13 protein-coding genes and 1 pseudogene are annotated in these 16,943 nt (G+C 65.0%); 8 read left to right on the top strand and 6 right to left on the bottom strand.

From position 1 onward, the window contains the following. The first annotated feature begins 21 nt into the window (after positions 1 to 21). From sucD to M3O59_RS15435, 4 genes are all read left to right on the top strand, one after another. The gene (gene sucD / locus M3O59_RS15450) at positions 22 to 897 is read left to right on the top strand and encodes a succinate--CoA ligase subunit alpha (RefSeq protein WP_064634550.1); all 876 of its coding nucleotides are present in this window, start codon (positions 22 to 24) and stop codon (positions 895 to 897) included. A gap of 68 nt (positions 898 to 965) precedes the next feature. After that, entirely contained in the window at positions 966 to 1,538 is a 573-nt protein-coding gene (locus M3O59_RS15445) for a hypothetical protein (protein WP_373418978.1), read from the top strand. Between the two features lie 232 nt (positions 1,539 to 1,770). Beyond that, positions 1,771 to 2,163 carry an endonuclease domain-containing protein gene (locus M3O59_RS15440; RefSeq protein WP_064634653.1) on the top strand — a complete coding sequence of 131 codons (393 nt, stop codon included), beginning with the start codon at positions 1,771 to 1,773 and terminating at the stop codon, positions 2,161 to 2,163. A 1-nt stretch (position 2,164) separates the two neighbouring features. Further along, positions 2,165 to 3,805, top strand: coding sequence for an NAD+ synthase (locus M3O59_RS15435; protein WP_064634552.1), 1,641 nt, complete (start codon positions 2,165 to 2,167; stop codon positions 3,803 to 3,805). A 13-nt stretch (positions 3,806 to 3,818) separates the two neighbouring features. Here M3O59_RS15435 and M3O59_RS15430 read toward each other — a convergent pair. Both M3O59_RS15430 and M3O59_RS15425 read right to left on the bottom strand, forming a co-directional pair. Beyond that, a pseudogene (locus M3O59_RS15430) lies at positions 3,819 to 4,306 on the bottom strand (hypothetical protein). 289 nt (positions 4,307 to 4,595) lie between these two features. Next, positions 4,596 to 5,477, bottom strand: a complete 882-nt coding sequence (locus M3O59_RS15425) for an outer membrane protein assembly factor BamD (protein WP_064634553.1) — start codon at positions 5,475 to 5,477, stop codon at positions 4,596 to 4,598. A gap of 120 nt (positions 5,478 to 5,597) precedes the next feature. Here M3O59_RS15425 and rluD point away from each other — a divergent pair, with 120 nt between their 5' ends. Genes rluD through M3O59_RS15405 form a run of 4 tightly spaced genes read left to right on the top strand, consistent with a single transcriptional unit; the run spans position 5,598 to position 8,115 of the window. Then, positions 5,598 to 6,593: a 23S rRNA pseudouridine(1911/1915/1917) synthase RluD gene (gene rluD, locus M3O59_RS15420; protein WP_064634554.1), complete on the top strand. Its 996-nt coding sequence runs from the start codon at positions 5,598 to 5,600 to the stop codon at positions 6,591 to 6,593. Between the two features lies 1 nt (position 6,594). Beyond that, on the top strand, positions 6,595 to 7,407 hold the full coding sequence (pgeF, locus tag M3O59_RS15415; RefSeq protein WP_064634555.1) for a peptidoglycan editing factor PgeF: 813 nt from the start codon (positions 6,595 to 6,597) through the stop codon (positions 7,405 to 7,407). Further along, positions 7,404 to 7,634: a DUF4166 domain-containing protein gene (locus tag M3O59_RS15410; protein WP_181920608.1), complete on the top strand. Its 231-nt coding sequence runs from the start codon at positions 7,404 to 7,406 to the stop codon at positions 7,632 to 7,634. Before pgeF ends, M3O59_RS15410 begins: the two co-directional genes overlap by 4 nt. A 25-nt stretch (positions 7,635 to 7,659) precedes the next feature. Then, positions 7,660 to 8,115 carry a thiol-disulfide oxidoreductase DCC family protein gene (locus tag M3O59_RS15405; protein WP_373418977.1) on the top strand — a complete coding sequence of 152 codons (456 nt, stop codon included), beginning with the start codon at positions 7,660 to 7,662 and terminating at the stop codon, positions 8,113 to 8,115. A 58-nt stretch (positions 8,116 to 8,173) separates the two neighbouring features. Here the strand turns inward: M3O59_RS15405 and M3O59_RS15400 are convergent, their stop codons facing one another. The 4 genes from M3O59_RS15400 to M3O59_RS15385 all read right to left on the bottom strand — a co-directional run bounded on the left by M3O59_RS15400 (position 8,174) and on the right by M3O59_RS15385 (position 16,915). Further along, positions 8,174 to 10,042 carry a methyl-accepting chemotaxis protein gene (locus M3O59_RS15400; RefSeq protein ID WP_064634558.1) on the bottom strand — a complete coding sequence of 623 codons (1,869 nt, stop codon included), beginning with the start codon at positions 10,040 to 10,042 and terminating at the stop codon, positions 8,174 to 8,176. Positions 10,043 to 10,766: 724 nt separating this feature from the next. Continuing rightward, on the bottom strand, positions 10,767 to 13,205 hold the full coding sequence (locus tag M3O59_RS15395; RefSeq protein WP_181920607.1) for a membrane-bound PQQ-dependent dehydrogenase, glucose/quinate/shikimate family: 2,439 nt from the start codon (positions 13,203 to 13,205) through the stop codon (positions 10,767 to 10,769). A gap of 567 nt (positions 13,206 to 13,772) precedes the next feature. After that, entirely contained in the window at positions 13,773 to 15,140 is a 1,368-nt protein-coding gene (otsA, locus tag M3O59_RS15390) for an alpha,alpha-trehalose-phosphate synthase (UDP-forming) (protein WP_064634560.1), read from the bottom strand. Beyond that, complete coding sequence (locus M3O59_RS15385) at positions 15,137 to 16,915, bottom strand: glycoside hydrolase family 15 protein (protein WP_116906307.1); 1,779 nt, start codon at positions 16,913 to 16,915, stop codon at positions 15,137 to 15,139. Before M3O59_RS15385 ends, otsA begins: the two co-directional genes overlap by 4 nt. Positions 16,916 to 16,943: the final 28 nt, after the last annotated feature.

Raw genomic sequence — 16,943 nt, 5'->3', positions numbered from 1 at the left:
ACGACACCGAAGGAACTATCCATGTCCGTTTTGATTAACAAGAACACCAAGGTGATCGTGCAGGGCTTCACCGGCCAGCAGGGCACCTTCCACGCCACCCAGATGGTCGAGTACGGCACCCAGGTCGTCGGCGGCGTCACGCCCGGCAAGGGCGGCACCACGCATATCGATCTGCCGGTGTTCAACACCGTGGCCGACGCCGTGCAGAGCACCGGCGCCGATGCGTCGGTGATCTACGTGCCGCCGCCGTATGCGGCCGATGCAATCCTGGAAGCGGCTGCGGCCGGCATCAAGGTCATCGTCTGCATCACCGAAGGCATCCCGGTGCTGGACATGCTGCGCGTCAAGAACGTGCTGACCCGCTCGCATCCGGACACCGTGCTGATCGGGCCGAACTGCCCCGGCGTGATCACCCCGGGCGAGTGCAAGATCGGCATCATGCCGGGCCACATCCACAAGCCGGGCAAGATCGGCATCGTGTCGCGTTCGGGCACGCTGACCTATGAGGCGGTCAAGCAGACCACCGAAGTGGGCCTGGGCCAGAGCACCTGCATCGGCATCGGTGGCGACCCGATCAACGGCCTGAACTTCGTCGACTGCCTCAAGCTGTTCAACGAAGACCCGCAGACCGAAGGCATCATCATGGTGGGCGAAATCGGCGGCGACGCCGAGGAAGCCGGTGCCGAGTACATCAAGCAGTTCGTCAAGAAGCCGGTGGTCGGCTTCATCGCCGGTGCGTCGGCCCCGGCCGGCAAGCGCATGGGCCACGCCGGTGCGATCGCATCGGGCGGCAAGGGTACTGCCGAAGGCAAGTTCGCCGCGATGGAAGCCGCTGGCGTCAAGACCGTCCGTTCGCCGGGCGATCTGGGTGCGGCGATTGCTGCGCTGGTGAAGTAAGCACCAGCGCGCGCGTAAGCGTGCAGGTGCGAAAAAGGCCGCCTTCGGGCGGCCTTTTTTTTGGGTGTTTGGAGGCGTCCCCTCATCCGCCCTTCGGGCACCTTCTCCCGCAGGCGGGAGAAGGGAGCAAGAGCAAGAGCAACAGCAAGAGCAAGAGCAACAGCAAGAGCAACAGCAAGAGCAACAGCAAGAGCAAGAGCAACAGCAAGAGCAACAGCAAGAGCAAGAGCAACAGCAAGAGCAACAGCAAGAGCAACAGCAAGAGCAACAGCAAGAGCAACAGCAAGAGCAACAGCAAGAGCAACAGCAAGAGCAACAGCAAGAGCAACAGCAACAGCAAGAGCAACAGCAAGAGCAACAGCAAGAGCAACAGCAAGAGCAACAGCAAGAGCAACAGCAAGAGCAACAGCAAGAGCAACAGCAAGAGCAACAGCAAGAGCAACAGCAAGAGCAACAGCAAGAGCAACAGCAAGAGCAACAGCAAGAGCAACAGCAAGAGCAACAGCAAGAGCAACAGCAAGAGCAACAGCAAGAGCAACAGCAAGAGCAACAGCAAGAGCAACAGCAACAGCAAGAGCAACAGCAAGAGCAACAGCAAGAGCAACAGCAAGAGCAACAGATGCTGCTGGATCGTGGTCTAAGGAATGCCGGGCCGGTCGTTGCCTGCTTGATCGACGGAGCACGTCACGGCCACGCAACTTTCGCAGTTCAACCCCCCGCCGGCTGCGACATCCCCTCTCCCGCTTGCGGGAGAGGGGCAGGGGTGAGGGCAGCCTCCCACGCGGCGATCCCCCACGCAAAAGCGCCATCAACACCGATAGCGCCACCCGGGCGGCGCAAGCCACCTTGACCATCCTCCTGCCGGAAATGTCCATGCGCCACGCCGCCAAGACCGGATTCGCCAAGCACCTGCGTCGTGAAATGACCGCCGCCGAGCGCGCGCTTTGGTATCGGTTGCGAGATCGACGCCTGCTCGGTTTCAAGTTCCGGCGTCAGTTTCCGGTAGGGCCCTACATCGTCGATTTCGTCTGCCTCGCCCAGGCGTTGATCGTCGAAATCGACGGTAGCCAGCACCTGCTGCCCGGCGCGGACGCCACGCGCGATGCCTTCCTGCGCTGCGAGGGCTTCCAGGTGCTGCGCTTCTGGAATAATGCAGTTCTGGCCAGCGGCGACGACGTCTGCGAGATGATCGCGCGGGGTCTGCTTGCGGCTCGTTCCTCCCTTCCCGCTTCCGTGCTTCGGAAAACACACGCACAAGGCCGTTGACATGTCCCAGACGCTCCGCATCGCCATGGCCCAGTTCGACTTCCCGGTCGGTGCCGTGACGCAGAATACCGATCGCATCATCGAGTACATCGCAGCAGCGCGTGACGAGTTCGACGCCGACATCGTGCTGTTTCCCGAGCTGGCGATCAGCGGGTATCCGCCGGAGGACCTGCTGCTGCGGCCGGGTTTTCTCGCCCATTGCGAGCAAGCGCTGGCGCGCATTGCCGCCAGCACGCGCGGCATTGTCGCGGTAGTCGGCTGGCCGCAGAGTGCCGGCAGCGTGGTCTACAACGCCGCCAGCGTGTTGCGCGACGGGCGCATCGAGGCGACTTACCGCAAGCGCGAATTGCCCAATTACGCGGTGTTCGACGAGCGCCGCTATTTCGACGTGGACCCGGACGGCGACAACTGCGTGGTCACGGTCAAGGGTGTGCAGGTGGGCGTGGTGATCTGCGAAGACCTGTGGTTCGCCGAGCCGTTGGCCAACACCGTGCAGGCTGGCGCCGAGCTGGTGCTGGTTCCCAATGCATCGCCATATGAGCGTGGCAAGCATGCGCAGCGCGACGCTCTGCTGGCCGAACGCACGCGTGAGAGCGGGGCGGCGATTGCCTATCTCAACGTCGTCGGCGGGCAGGACGCGCTGGTGTTCGACGGCGCATCGGTAGTGGCCGATGGCGACGGCACCGTGCATCCGGCCGCCGCCGCCTTCGTGGACCAGTGGTTGGTGGTGGACTACGCCGCCGGCGAGCGCAGCTTCACCCCGGTGGTGTGGGTGGACGACGGCGATGAGAGCATGGACGCACTGGCGTGGCGTGCGGTGGTGCGCGGGCTGCAGGACTACTGCCGCAAGAACGGTTTCAGCAAGGTGTGGTTGGGCCTGTCCGGCGGCATCGACTCGGCACTGGTGCTGGCGATGGCGGTCGATGCGCTGGGCGGCGACAACGTCACTGCGGTGCGCCTGCCGTCGCGTTACACCGCAAACCTCTCCAACGATCTGGCCGAGGAGCAATGCCGCGCGCTGGGCGTCAAGCTGGAAACCATCGCGATCGAGCCGGCCTTCGAAGGCTTGCTCGGTGCATTGGGGCCGATGTTCGCAGGCACTCAGCCGGATATCACCGAAGAAAACCTGCAGTCGCGCAGCCGCGGCGTGCTCCTGATGGCCTTGTCCAACAAGTTCGGCGGGCTGGTGCTGACCACCGGCAACAAGAGCGAATACGCGGTGGGCTACGCCACCATCTACGGCGACATGTGCGGCGGCTATGCCCCGCTCAAGGATCTGTACAAGACGGAGGTGTTCGGCCTGGCCAAGTGGCGCAACACCGTGGGCGGCGCGCCGGTGATTCCGCCGGCGGTGATCTCACGCCCGCCGTCGGCCGAGTTGCGCGACAACCAGACCGACCAGGATTCGCTGCCGCCCTATGATGTGCTCGACGGCATCCTGTACCGCTACGTCGACCAGGAGCAGTCGCGCGATGACATCGTCGCCGCCGGTTACGCCGCCGAGACGGTGGAGCATGTGCTGCGGCTGGTGCGGCTCAACGAATGGAAGCGCCATCAGTCCGCACCCGGGCCGAAGGTGTCGCGGCGTGCATTCGGGCGTGAGCGGCGCTATCCCATCACCAATGGTTATTCCGGGCAGTAGCTGGCGACTCCGGTCAGTTGCCGGCTGCCGCCGCGGTCGCTGGCGGTTGAGCGAAACGGGTGGGCAGGTCCAGGGTCGGTTTTGGCCGTGCCAGGTCGTACATCAGGCCAAAGTGGCCTTCGGCGCCCTGGATGGTGGTCTGGTCCAGTAACTCGTAGACGTTCACCTCGGCCACCACGCCGGCGTAGTTGTCTCGGACATTAGTTGGTAGCCGATCTCGCGCGATATCGGGTAAACCATCGGACGCAAGGTGATGCCGTACTTGCGTGCCAACGGGACCAGCGTATCCAGCGTTGCGTAATCGCGCGGGTCGACATCGAACCGGTAGCTGCGCAGGTTGCGCGCGGCCAGCAGCTTGAAGCGTGCCTCGGCCTGAGTCATGGGATAGCCGGGGCGATTGTCGTGGGCGTCGACGCCGTAGACGATGGGGGCTGCGGTGGCTGTTGTCGCCAGTGTCGCCAGCAACAGCATGAGCAGCAACGGGACGATGGCACGAGACATGCGGCCTCCTTGGCTGGGCTCGAAGGGTTTCAAGTCAGTATAGGCAGCGGATCCTGGGCATTCGGTGACCTGGCGCCGGGTCCTGGATGCGCGCCGGGTCCGGCAGCAGCGCGCTGGGCGGGGAGGTCAGGCTTGTTCAAGATGCAGGCGCAGGTGGACGCATGCTGTTGCTGTTACATCAGCTGCAGCCTCAGTCAGTGCCACTGCAGCCCACCGTGCCGCCTCACCATCGCTAAAACAAAGAAGAGGCCTTGCGGCCTCTTTTTTGGAATGCGCTGCGCCTGATGCCTCAGTCGCGGCTCATCTGTGCATTGCGCTGACCGGTGGCGGCAGATTTTTCGCCGGCAAACGGGTTGAGCTTGCGGATGGCCCACGGATACTTCGGCCAGTTGCCGGTCAGCCACGGGTGCTGCGGGCTGTTGAGTTCCAGCACGCGGCGTGCGTCGGCCGCCAGGGTCTTGTTGCCCAGGTGCGTATAGGCCTCGGCCAGCACCGCAACGGCGTCGTATTGATAGGCGCTCTGCGGATAGGTTTCCAGCAGGTAATTGGCACGGCCAGCCGCCGACACCCATGCGTTGCGACGCAGGTAGTACAGCGCGTTGTCCAGCTCGTGCTGGGCAAACACGTCGCGCAGTTCGATCATCCGCTTGCGCGCGTCCGGCGCGTAGCGGCTGTTCGGGTAGCGGTCGGTGACGGTGTTGAAGTCGTTGTAGGCCTGCTGCGGCGAGGACAGGTCGCGGCGGCTCGGGTCCAGCGACCACACGCGGCGCAGGAACACCGTGTCGCGGTTGCTGTTGGCCAGCCCGCGCAGGTAATACAGGTAGGAGATGTTGCGGTGGGTCGGGTAGGTCCGGATGAAGCGGTCGACGCTGGACACCGTGTCGTCGTGCTTGCCGGCCTTGTACTGCGCGTAGGCGGTTTCGATCATCGCCTGCTCGGTGTACGGCCCATACGGGTACTGGGCGATCAGGCGCTTGTAGCTGGCTTCGGCGCCGGCCCAGTTGCCTTTCTCCATCAAATTGTGGCCCTTGCCGTAGAGCTGTTCGACCGGCATGCCTTCGTCTGGATTCTTGTCCTTGGCGCCGCGGTGGCAGCCGGTGACGACGAACGCCATGACCAGCATCAGGGCAATGAGGCGCGCAGGCGCGGAAAACGTGGACCGTCGGATCATGGGTCTGGGCAGGACGCATCAGGAAAACGAGAGCGCGATGATAGCCTAGTGGCCTGTCCGGCGACTGACTCCCGCCGCCCGGACCCCCAAATTCCCGCTTTTGCCTGAGTGCCTGTGTCCATGTCCGACCCATCTGCCGAACCCCTCGACCCGTCCATCCGCCAGGCGATCGTGCCCGACAACGCCGCCGGGCGCCGTTTCGACGCGGTGCTGGCCGAGCTGTTTCCCGAATTCTCGCGCTCGCGGCTGTCGGAGTGGATCAAGTCCGGCGACGCGCTGCTGGATGGCGCCATGGCGCGCCCGCGCGACACCTTGCGCGGCGGCGAGAGCGTGCAGGTGCAGGTGGTGCTGGAAACCCAGACCCACGCCGCGCCGCAGGACATCCCGCTGAGCGTGCTGTACGAAGACGAGCAGGTACTGGTGATCGACAAGCCGGCCGGCCTGGTGGTGCATCCGGGTGCCGGCAATCCGGATGGGACGCTGGTCAACGCACTGCTGTTCCGCGACCCGGCGCTGGCGTCGGTGCCGCGCGCCGGCGTGGTGCATCGCCTGGACAAGGACACCAGCGGCGTGATGGTAGTGGCGCGCACCGTGCAGGCGCAGACCGCGCTGGTGGAGCAGCTGTCCGCGCGCGACGTGCATCGCCAGTATCTGGCGGTGGTGGTCGGCGCGCTGGTCTCCGGTGGCACCGCCAATGCGCCGATCGACCGCCACCCGCGCGATCGGCTGAAAATGGCGGTGCGCGACGATGGCCGCGATGCGGTGACCCATTACCGCCTGCGCGAGCGCTTCCGCGCGCACACCGCGCTGGAATGCCGTCTGGAAACCGGGCGCACCCATCAGATCCGCGTGCATATGGCGCATCTGAAGTCGCCCATCGTCGGCGACCCGCTGTACGGCGGTGCGCTCAAGCTGCCCAAGGGCGCCACCGACGAGCTGGTGCACGAATTGCGTACCTTCAAGCGCCAGGCGCTGCATGCCGAAACCCTGGAGTTCGTGCATCCGGTCAGTGGCGAGCCGGTGCGCGCCAGCGCGCCGGTGCCGGCCGATCTGCAGCGCCTGATGACCGCCTTGCGCGAAGACAGCGCACGCGCCGCCGAGCTGGCACGCCGCTGAGGTGGCCGTGGCCGCGCCCTTCATCCTGCCCGCCGACTGGCCGGCGCCGCCACGCATCCACGCGCTGACCACGCTGCGGCATGGCCTTGGCGGCTCGCTGGCGCCGTTCGACACGCTGAACCTTGGTAACCGCAGCAGCGCCGACGGCGATGTGCCCGCGCAGGTGGAGCGCAACCGGGCGCTGTTGGACGACGCACTGGCATTGCCGAGCCCGCCGCACTGGCTGCGCCAGGTGCACGGCGTGGAGGTTGCGCGGCTGGACGCACCGCCCGCTGTGCCCGCGCCAACGGACAGGGCAGGCACTCTGCCGCCGGGCGTGCACGAACCGATTGCCGATGCGGCGGTGACGGCGGTGCCCGGCGTGGTGTTGGCGATCCTCACCGCCGACTGCCTGCCGGTGGTGTTCGTGGCGGTCGATGGCAGCGAGATCGCCGCCGCGCATGCCGGTTGGCGCGGGCTGGCCGACGGCGTGCTGGAGCGCAGCGTGGCCGCGATGCGCACGCCACCGCAACAGCTGATGGCCTGGCTGGGGCCGGCGGCGGGGCCGCAGGTCTATGAAATCGGCGAGGACGTGTTCAACGCCTTTGTCGCGCACGATGCACAGGCGCAACACGCGTTTGTCGCCACGCGTCCGGGGCATTGGCGGGTGGATCTGTATGCGCTCGCACGGCAGCGCCTGGCGCATGCCGGTGTGCCGGTCGGCGCCATCCATGGCGGCGGGTTGTGCACCATTTCCGATCCGCAGCGCTTCTTCTCGCATCGTCGCGATCGCCGCAGCGGACGCATGGCCACGCTGGCCTGGATCGCGCCCTGAGCACGCCGCTGTTTGCCCAGGTGCTCGGGCGGGAGGCCTTCGCGCGGTTGCCCGCACCGGTCCGCGCAGTGCACTGGGTACAGCAGCGGCAGATGCCAGCGCGCTGGTTCGAGCGGGTGCGTTGCCGCGAGCATGCCGATGCCTGGCGCTATGGATTTCTGGTCGATGTGCGCTTGCCGCTGGTGGGCGCCTTCATTCGCTACGAGGGCTGGCTTGAACTGCGTTGATTCACCGCGCATTGAAGGCGCACAAGTGGAGCCGTCTCATTCGGAGCCGCCTGGTGTTGCGCCACCCGGCGGCAAGCCAGGCGCGAGGCCCGCAACCATCGTGTTCGATGGCGTGTGCCTGTTGTGCAATGGCTGGGTCAAGTTTCTGCTGCGCCACGATCGACGTGGGCGTTATCGCTTCGCCGCCATGCAGGGACAGGCCGGGCGCGCGCTGCTGCTGCAGCACGGTCTGGACCCGGACGACCCGTTATCGTTCCTGCTGGTGGATGCCGGCGGTGCCTGGACCGATAGCGATGCAATCGTGCGCGTGCTTGCCGGGCTCGGCGGCGTTTGGCGGCTGGCCGCGTTGCTACGCGTGCCGCCACGCAGCGTGCGCGATATCGGTTATCGCTTGATCGCCCGCAATCGCTACCGCTGGTTCGGTCGCACCGAGCATTGCATGTTGCCCAGCCCGGAGCAGCGCGAGCGATTTCTCGACTAGCGCTTAGCTCGGCAAGCCAGTGCCGCGTTGGCTATTCCCGATTCGGTGCATCGGCCGCTTACGCCGCCGCGTTGCCAAAACTTGCGCGCACCACGTTCGAGTTGCTGCTGTGCGCAGGCTGCAGGCGGAAGATCGAGACCGCATCGGCCAGCTCCACGGCCTGTTCTTCCAGGCTGCGTGCAGCGGCGGTGGCTTCTTCCACCAGCGCGGCATTGCGTTGGGTCACTTCGTCCAGCTGCGCCACGGTGCGGTTGACCTGCTCGATGCCGCTGGACTGCTCGGCGCTGGCGGCGGTGATCTCGCTCATGATGTCGGTGACGTGTTTGACCGAGCCGACGATCTCGCGCATGGTCGCGCCGGCGCGGTGCACCAGGCCCGAGCCCAGTTCCACCTTGTCGGTGGAGTCGGCGATCAGCGTCTTGATCTCCTTGGCCGCATCGGCCGAGCGTCGCGCCAGCGCGCGCACTTCCGAGGCGACCACCGCAAAGCCGCGGCCCTGTTCGCCGGCGCGTGCCGCTTCCACCGCGGCGTTGAGCGCCAGGATATTGGTCTGGAACGCGATGCCGTCGATGACGCCGATGATCTCGCCGATCTTGCGCGAGGCGGTGCTGATCTGGCTCATGGTGGCCACCACATCGTCCATCACCTGGCCGCCGCTCTGCGCAACCTCGCCGGTGCCCACCACCAGGCGATTGGCCTGCAGTGCGCTCTCGGCGTTCTGCTTCACGGTGGAGGTGAGTTCTTCCATCGAGCTTGCGGTTTCTTCCAGATTGGCCGCCTGCTGCTCGGTGCGTTCGGAGAGGTCGGTATTGCCGGCGGCGATTTCCACCGCAGCCTGACGGATGGTGTCCGATGCGGTCTGGATGCCGCCGATGATTTCGGTCAGACGGGTGACGGTCTGGTTGGTGTCGTCGCGCAAGCGCGCGAAGATGCCGTGCGCATCGCCGTCCACACGCTGGGTAAGGTCGCCTTCGGCCATTGCGCTGATGACGCGCGCCAACGCGGCCAGGTGAGTTTCCACCGAGTCGTAGATGCGGTTGATGCCTTGCGCCAGCGACAACAGCACCCCGTCCATGCCGTCGACCTGCATGCGGCGGCTGAAATCGCCGGCCGATGCCGCGTCGATGATCTGGATCAGCGCCTCCTCGGCGTTGACCTGCGCGGTGACGTCCATCCACTGCGCGATGTTGCCCAGCTTGGTGCCGTCAGCAGCGATGATCGGGCTGTAGACGAAGTCGATCTGTCGGCCGAAGAACGGCGCGCGCACGGCCTTGGAGGCATTCAAGGCGCGCATGCGGTCGATGGCGGCCTGGCTGTCCGGATAAATGTCGCCGATGCTGCCGCCAACGAAGCCTTCGGCATGGAAGCTGGGGCGGAAGCTCTGCACATCCGGTTCGATCAGTTTGAGCATCGCCAGCAATTTGCGATTGGCGAACAGCACCTGGCCGTCGTCGTCGGCGATGCGGATCATGGTGTCCAGGTCGTCGAGTGCCTTGATCACGAACTGCCCATGGCGCAGGCCTTGTTCCATCACGTCGATGCGGATAGCCAGTTTGTCTTGGGTCGCCTGCAAGGTCTGCAGCAGCGGTGCGAACTCGCCGGAGGCGGTGCGCAGGTTCAGGCGCTGGAAGCGGCCATCGCCCAGCGCCGCGACCGCAGTCACTGCCTGCTGCAGCTGTGCACTGTTGCGACGACGTGCCCACCACCACAGGCCAACGCTGGCCGCGCCGAGCACCAGCAGGGCCGGGCACAGCTTCGCAACGGCGCCAGCGACGCCGCCGGGCATCAGCGTGGCGGCATAGAACGTCAGCAAGGCCAGCAGCCCGAGGTGTGCCAGAGCGGGCATCCATGCATTCCAGGTGGTACGCGCAACGTTTGCCGCCGCCGATGGGCGGGAAACGGGTGCGGCATCGTGTGAAGGCAACATAGGCTGAATCCAACGTGTGTTCAGGGATAGGGGAAAGGTGTGCGGCAGGGGTGGGCTGCAATGGGGTATCGGCGGATGAGCCCGAATCATGATGGCGTGAAATCACCTTTCGTCGGAATGTGTGACTCAAGTGTCCGGGAACGCCGATGCCCTTGATTTGGAAGCGGTTTCAGTTGGGGGGTAAAAAGCGGTTGAGTCACTTGCCGACGGCCGGACGCAATTGGTGTAGTTGTAAATTCTGCGTGAATTCTGGGGTGAGCTGACTAGGCAAGCACCACTTACCGCTGGAATGCGCATGACCGGTTTGCCCCTCTCTGCTCTGGTGGCAGCGACTGGCGCGCTTTACACCGCCGCCGGTCGTCGGGTTCGCACTGAAAACGAAGCGGGCACAACCCATCGCTACGGCAGTGCACCGAGTCTCGGGAACCGCAGCAGGCGCAATTGAAAAACATCGAGCCGAAGAACTTCGGAACGACGCAAGCCGGCAAGGCTCGTGCGATGTAGATGGCCCCGTCAGTCAAACCGTAGTTCGCCACACCTGTGCATCGACGGGCGCGACACCGCGCAAGTCAGGCGTGCGGCCGGAGCCCGGATGCCGGCTGCATGCCTCATGTCCCGCGCCACCACGTAACGGCAATCCGCCCGATCGGCAGTCCGCGCCCACAACAGACCGGCCATCTTGCGACGGCCGGTCTGTTGTGTCATTGCACGCGCGGGCTGGCGATTACTTCGCCGGCTTGGCCTGCGCATCGTCCGGCAATGCCCAGGCGATCACGCTGTCGCCGGACTTGGTTTCCATGCGGTCGTGTCCACCCACGGCGGCCACGATGTATTGCTTGCCATCGATGGTGTAGCTCAGCGGTGCCGCTTGCGGGCCAGCCGGTACGCGGGTTTCCCAGACCTGCTTGCCGGTGCGGGTGTCGAAGCCGCGCATGAAATCGTCCAGGGTCGCGCCGATGAAGGTCACGCCGCCAGCGGTGGTCAGCGAGCCGCTGTTGTTGGGCGTGCCGATCTCGAACTTGGTCTTGGACGGGATGCCCATCGGGCCCTGGTCGTAACCTGTGCCCAGTGGACGGCGCCACAGCACCTGCTGGGTGCGCAGGTCCACGCCGGCGATGTAGCCCCACGGCGGTGCCACGCACGGGGTGTTGAGCGGCGACATCCACGGTTCCTTGCGGGCGCCGTAGGCCAGGCCCTTCTGCGCCATGTAGCCCGGCGTCTTGCTCTTGCCGTCGAACACCGACACCACGCCCAGCTCATTCATTTTTTCGCGGGTATAGACCTCCAGGGTGTAGGGCAGGCGATTGCTGTTCATCACCATGATGCCGCGCTGCAGATCGACCGAGACACCGCCCCAGTTGATGCCGCCGTGGTTGCCGGTGAATGCCAGCGAGCCTTGCAACGTCGGCGGGGTGAACATGCCTTCGTAGCGCAACTGCTTGAACTGGATACGGCAGGCCAGCTGGTCGAACGGGGTCATGCCCCAGGCATCGGATTCGATGATGGTTTCGACCTCACGGCTCGGCGCACCCACGGTGTTGGGCATGCCCGGCGAAATCGGCTGGGTGGCAGCGGTCCAGTCGCCATGATCGGTGCCCTGCGGCACGGCCATCTGCTTGACCGGCATCAGCGGCGCGCCGGTGGCACGGTCCAGCACGAATACCTGGCCGGACTTGGTGGCCTGGATCACCGCAGGACGGGTGCCGCCGCCAGCCACCGGCCAATCCACCAGATTGGGCTGCGGGCCGATGTCGTAATCCCACAGGTCGTGATTGACGGTGCGGAAGTGCCAACGCTCCTTGCCGGTGGCCGCATCCACGGCAACCAGGGAGGCGGTGTATTCCTCATCCTGCGGGGTGCGGCCCTTGCCGAAGAAATCGCCCGAGGCATTGCCGGTCGGCAGATAGACCAGGCCCAGCTCGTCGTCGGCCGCCATCAGCGACCACACGTTCGGGGTGGAACGGGTATAGGTCTGCCCGGCCGGCGGCTCGGCGGTGATCGCCGGGTTGCCTAGGTCCCAGGCCCAACGCAGCTGGCCGGTGAGCGCATCGAAGCCGCGCACCACGCCCGACGGCGCATCGCCTTCCTGGCCGTCGCGCACCTGGCCGGTGGGCTGGATCACCACGCCGCGCATCACCACCGGCGGCGAGGTCGGGCCGACGAAGCCCGGCTTGGTGTTGCCGGTGCCGGCGTTGAGATCGACAAAGCCGTTGTTGCCGAAGCTGGTGCACAGCTTGCCGGTCTGCGCGTCCAGCGCGCCGAGGCGGCCATCGACCATCGGCCAGAAGATCCGCGTCGGGCACTCGGCGGTGCCTTGCGGCGCCTGGTAGTACGACACGCCGCGGCAGGTGGTGGCGGCAACGCCGGCCATCGCCTTGGGGTTGGTCTGCGGGTCGAAGCGCCAGCGCTCCTTGCCGTTGGCCGCTTCCACCGCGATCACCTTCTGGGTCGGGGTGCAGATGTAGAGCAGCTCGCCGACCTTGAGCGGGGTGTTCTGGAAGGCGTAGCCCAGCTTGGAGCCGGCCGGCTTCAGATCGCCGGTATGGAACTCCCAGGCCACCTTCAGGTTCTTGGCGTTGTCCGGGGTGATCTGCGCGCCGGGGGTGTAGTGGTTGGACAGGTTGGAGCCGGCGTACGAGGTCCAGTTGCTGGCATCGTGATTGGCCGCGACGTTACCGTCCGGGCTGGGCACGTTGGCGCGGCTGAAGGCGGTGGCAGTATCCGCCGGCTGCCTGGATGCGTCGGCCAGCTCCACATTGCGCGGCACAAACAGCGGCCACAGGATCAGGGCGGCGCCCAGGATCGGCAGTACGCCTGTCACCACGACATAGCCGGCGCCGGACAACGGCTGCATGCGTCGACGCGCCACGCCCCAGAACGGCAGCAACACCAGACCCACTACCGACATCCAGGCCAGACGCGGGACCAGGCCCCAGCCATCCAGGCCCACTTCCCACAGTGCCCAGGCGATGGTGGCGGCCAGCGTTGCGCCAAACAGCCACAGGCCGGTGCGCTTGCCCAGCGCCAGCAATGCGCCCGCCAGGAACAGGCCGATGCCTGCCAACAGGTAGTACCAGGAGCCGCCGACAGCCACCAGGCGGCCGCCTTCGTAGGCAAGCACCGCACCGAGCACGGCGATCACCACTGCATAGGCCACCAGCAACCAGGTGCCTAGCCCACGTTTTGAGGATTGATCAGTCATTTTGAGATGTCAGGAAGGACTCGGGGCCGCAATGGGCGACGAGTCGTGGAGGGAGAGATGTCGCGCGACAGGTTGCCGGCGACCTTGGATATGAACGCGCAGCCCCTCCCAGGGTCCTCAGCGCTACTCATCTGAATATTTTAGAACTCTACGAGCCGCGTGTCCGTGATGGAACAGGAACCACCATTCCAACCTGCTGCTCGGATGCACTGAATTGGCGTGGAAGTTGAGCAGCGCGGCGAAGTGCGCTGACAGTTCCGACTGATGCGCGTTGGCAACTGAAAGAGTGATCAGCGCAACAATTGCTGTCGCTGGCACTGTGGAATTTGCAGCAACCGGGCGCGCCTGCGGAAATCCCGGCAAACGTCCCTCATCCGCCCTTCGGGCACCTTCTCCCTGAGGGAGAAGCAAGTGCATGCGGCGAGATTGCGCACGTTTCCCGGAGGGAAAAGGAAGTGCGTACATCGGCTTTGCACACGTTGTCCCGGAGGGAGAACGACATGCACTCAGCCTCCTGATTGGCGAGGCCTAAACGTCTGCGAGTGCCTGCAGATAGCGCTGACGCCAATGGTTGATGTTGTTCTTGCGCAGGTGATCCATCATCGCGTGCCAGCGTTCGATGCGTGTTGCCAGCGGCATGCTGGCCGCGGTCGCGATTGCATCCGCCACACCATCCAGATCGTGTGGATTGACCAACAGCGCTTCTTTCATTTCGTCGGCCGCACCGGCCAGCAACGACAGCACCAAGACGCCCGGGTTTTCCGGATCCTGCGCCGCCACGAATTCCTTGGCGACCAGATTCATGCCATCGCGCAGCGGTGTGACCAAGCCCACCGACGCCGCGCGATAAAAGCCGGTCAGGGTGGCGTGGCTGAAGTTCTGGTTGACGTAGCGCAACGGCGTCCAGTCCGGACCCGCATGTCCACCATTGATATGGCCGGCGATCTGTTCCAGTTGCCCGCGCAGCTGACGATATTCGGCCACATCGCCGCGCGATACCGGCGCAATCTGTAGATAGGTGAGGCTGCCGGATTGATCCGGATAACGCTCCAGGTAGCGTTCGAAACCCTGGAAACGTTCCGGCAGGCCTTTGGAATAATCCAGGCGGTCCACACCGATCGCCAGCTGCCGCCCGCGCAAACTTTCGCGAAGATCGCGCACGGCCTGCTTGCCGACAGACGCCTTCGCCTGGGTGGCGATCAACTCGGTGTCGATGCCGATCGGGAACGAGGACGCAGTGAAGCGACGCCCGCCCGGGCCTTCGACCAGATCGCCTTCCAGAATGCGTCCACCACCGAACAGGCGCACATACGCCTTGAACCGCTCGGCATCGCGCTGGGTCTGGAAGCCGACCAGATCGTAGGCGTAGAAGGTGCTGAACAAGCGCGCGTGATCCGGCATGGCCTGCACCAGGTCCGCCGAGGGCATCGGCACGTGCAGGAAGAAGCCCATCTTGCAGCCCACTCCCAGCTCGCGCAGCATCGCGCCCAGCGGGATCATGTGGTAATCGTGGATCCACAGGGTATCGCTGTCTTTCAGCAGCGGCGCGAGTTTTTCCGCAAACAGGCGATTGACGCGCAGATAGCCTTCGCGCTTGGCACGGTCGTAATCCACCAGGTCAAGACGGAAGTGCAGCAACGGCCACAACGTGCGATTGGCGAAGCCGTTGTAGTACGAGTCGATATCGCGCTTGTTGAGGTCCATGGTGACGAAGGTGATGTCGCCCTCGGTCTGCTCGTGCATGCCGCCGCTGTCGCCGCGCGCGGTCTTGCCGCTCCAGCCGAACCACATGCCGCCGCGCTCCTTGAGCGCGGCCAACAAGCCAACGGCCAGGCCGCCTGCGCGGTTTTCGCCGGGCACTGCAACACGATTGGATACCACCACCAAACGACTCATGACGCCTCCTGCCAGCTCCGCGACAAGCGCATCGCTGCGATGATCAAACCAACGTGCGAATAGGTCTGAGGGAAGTTGCCCCAGGCTTCGCCGTCTTCAAACGATAAATCTTCCGAGAGCAAGCCCAGGTGATTGCGGCGCGTAAGGATGCGCTCGAACAATTCACGCGCCTCGTCCTTGCGCCCGATCGCGGCCAGCGCATCGATGTACCAGAACGTGCAGATGGTGAAGCTGGTTTCCGGCTCACCGAAGTCATCCGGTGCGATGTAGCGATACAGTGCGTCGCCATGCTTGAGCACGCGGCCGACCGCTTCGACCGTGCGCACGAAGCGGCTGTCGTCGTTGGCCACGATGCCGATGTCGGCCAGCAGCAGCAACGATGCATCCAGCCGATGGCCACCGAGCGTGTCGGTGAAATGGCCGTGTTCATCGCTCCAGGCTTCGGTCAGCACCCGCTCGCGGATGCTGTCGGCACGTTCGCGCCAGTACGTCACGCGCTCGGGCAGCACCAGCCGATCGGCGATCTTGGACAGGCGGTCGCAGGCGGCCCAGCACATCGCGGCGGTATAGGTGTGCACTTCGGCGCGTCCGCGGAACTCCCACAGGCCAGCATCGGGCACGTTGTGCAATGCGTAAGCGCGCTCGCCCAGCGGCTCGAGCCGGCGGAAGGTGTCGGCATCGCCCTGGTCCTTCAGGCGCAGGTCGAAGAATAACTGTGTCGAAGCCAGCACCACGCTGCCATAGACATCGTGCTGCTGCTGGATCCAGGCCAGATTGCCGCGCCGCACCGGGCCCATGCCGCGGTAGCCGTCCATGGTGTCGACTTCGTGTTCTTCCAGCTGCGACTCGAAGCCGATGCCGTACAGCGGCTGCATGGTGCCGTCGGCGGTGGCGATGTTGAAGATGTAACCGATGAACTGCTCCATCGTGCGGGTGGCGCCGAGCCGATTGAGCGCACGCACCACGAAGGCGGCATCGCGTAGCCAGCAATACCGGTAATCCCAGTTGCGCGGCGTATTCGGCGCTTCCGGAATCGAAGTGGTCATGGCGGCGATGATCGCGCCGCTGTCTTCGTACTGGCACAACTTCAGCGTGATTGCGCTGCGGATCACCGCTTCCTGCCAGTCCAGCGGAATGGACAGATAGCGCACCCATTCGCGCCAGTATTCTTCAGTGCGTTCCTGCGCCTCCTGTACATAGCCGGTGAGCGAACGGGTCAGCGATTCATCCACGCCCAGCACCAGGCTGACGGGGTGGCTGAGCACGAACGGCAAACCATCGCGCACGAACCGTACCGGCACATCGGTGGTCAGGCGCAGGGCGAATTCCGGCAACACCCAGCGGATGTGGTTGCTGCCCCAGGTGGTGTCCGGCGTGCGGCCGCCCCAGTCGGCCAGCGGGCGTGCGCGCACAATGATGCGCGGGTTGCCGGCCAGCGGGCGAATCTGCCGGATGATGCTCACCGGCCGATAGAAACGCCCGTTGTTACGCCAGCGCGGTGCGAAGTCGATGACTTCCACTTCGCCGCCGTGGCTATCGCGCAAGACGGTACGCAGCACCGCGGTATTGGGCAGGTAGTGCTGCTCGCTGCTGACGAAGTCTTCCAGTTCCACGGCAAAATCGCCGCCTTCGGTTTTGGGAGAAAGCAGTGTGCAAAAGGCCGGGTCGCCGTCGAAGGCCGGCAGGCAACTCCACACCACACGTGCCTGCCGATCGACCAATGCACCGAAACTGCAATTGCCGATGACGCCCAGATCCAGGTTTGGCTCGGTCATGGAGTGCAAACGATCCTGTTGAAGAGAG

Origin of the sequence: Xanthomonas nasturtii, assembly GCF_023337365.3 — a bacterium.
GTDB lineage: Bacteria > Pseudomonadota > Gammaproteobacteria > Xanthomonadales > Xanthomonadaceae > Xanthomonas > Xanthomonas nasturtii.
This window is presented reverse-complemented; position numbering and strand designations above follow the sequence as displayed.

Coding starts and splice junctions, on each gene's coding strand:
- sucD (WP_064634550.1), top strand. CDS start 22: ATGTCCGTTTTGATTAACAAGAACACCAAGGTGATCGTGCAGGGCTTC.
- M3O59_RS15440 (WP_064634653.1), top strand. CDS start 1,771: ATGCGCCACGCCGCCAAGACCGGATTCGCCAAGCACCTGCGTCGTGAA.
- M3O59_RS15435 (WP_064634552.1), top strand. CDS start 2,165: ATGTCCCAGACGCTCCGCATCGCCATGGCCCAGTTCGACTTCCCGGTC.
- M3O59_RS15425 (WP_064634553.1), bottom strand. CDS start 5,477: ATGATCCGACGGTCCACGTTTTCCGCGCCTGCGCGCCTCATTGCCCTG.
- rluD (WP_064634554.1), top strand. CDS start 5,598: ATGTCCGACCCATCTGCCGAACCCCTCGACCCGTCCATCCGCCAGGCG.
- M3O59_RS15400 (WP_064634558.1), bottom strand. CDS start 10,042: ATGTTGCCTTCACACGATGCCGCACCCGTTTCCCGCCCATCGGCGGCG.
- otsA (WP_064634560.1), bottom strand. CDS start 15,140: ATGAGTCGTTTGGTGGTGGTATCCAATCGTGTTGCAGTGCCCGGCGAA.
- M3O59_RS15385 (WP_116906307.1), bottom strand. CDS start 16,915: ATGACCGAGCCAAACCTGGATCTGGGCGTCATCGGCAATTGCAGTTTC.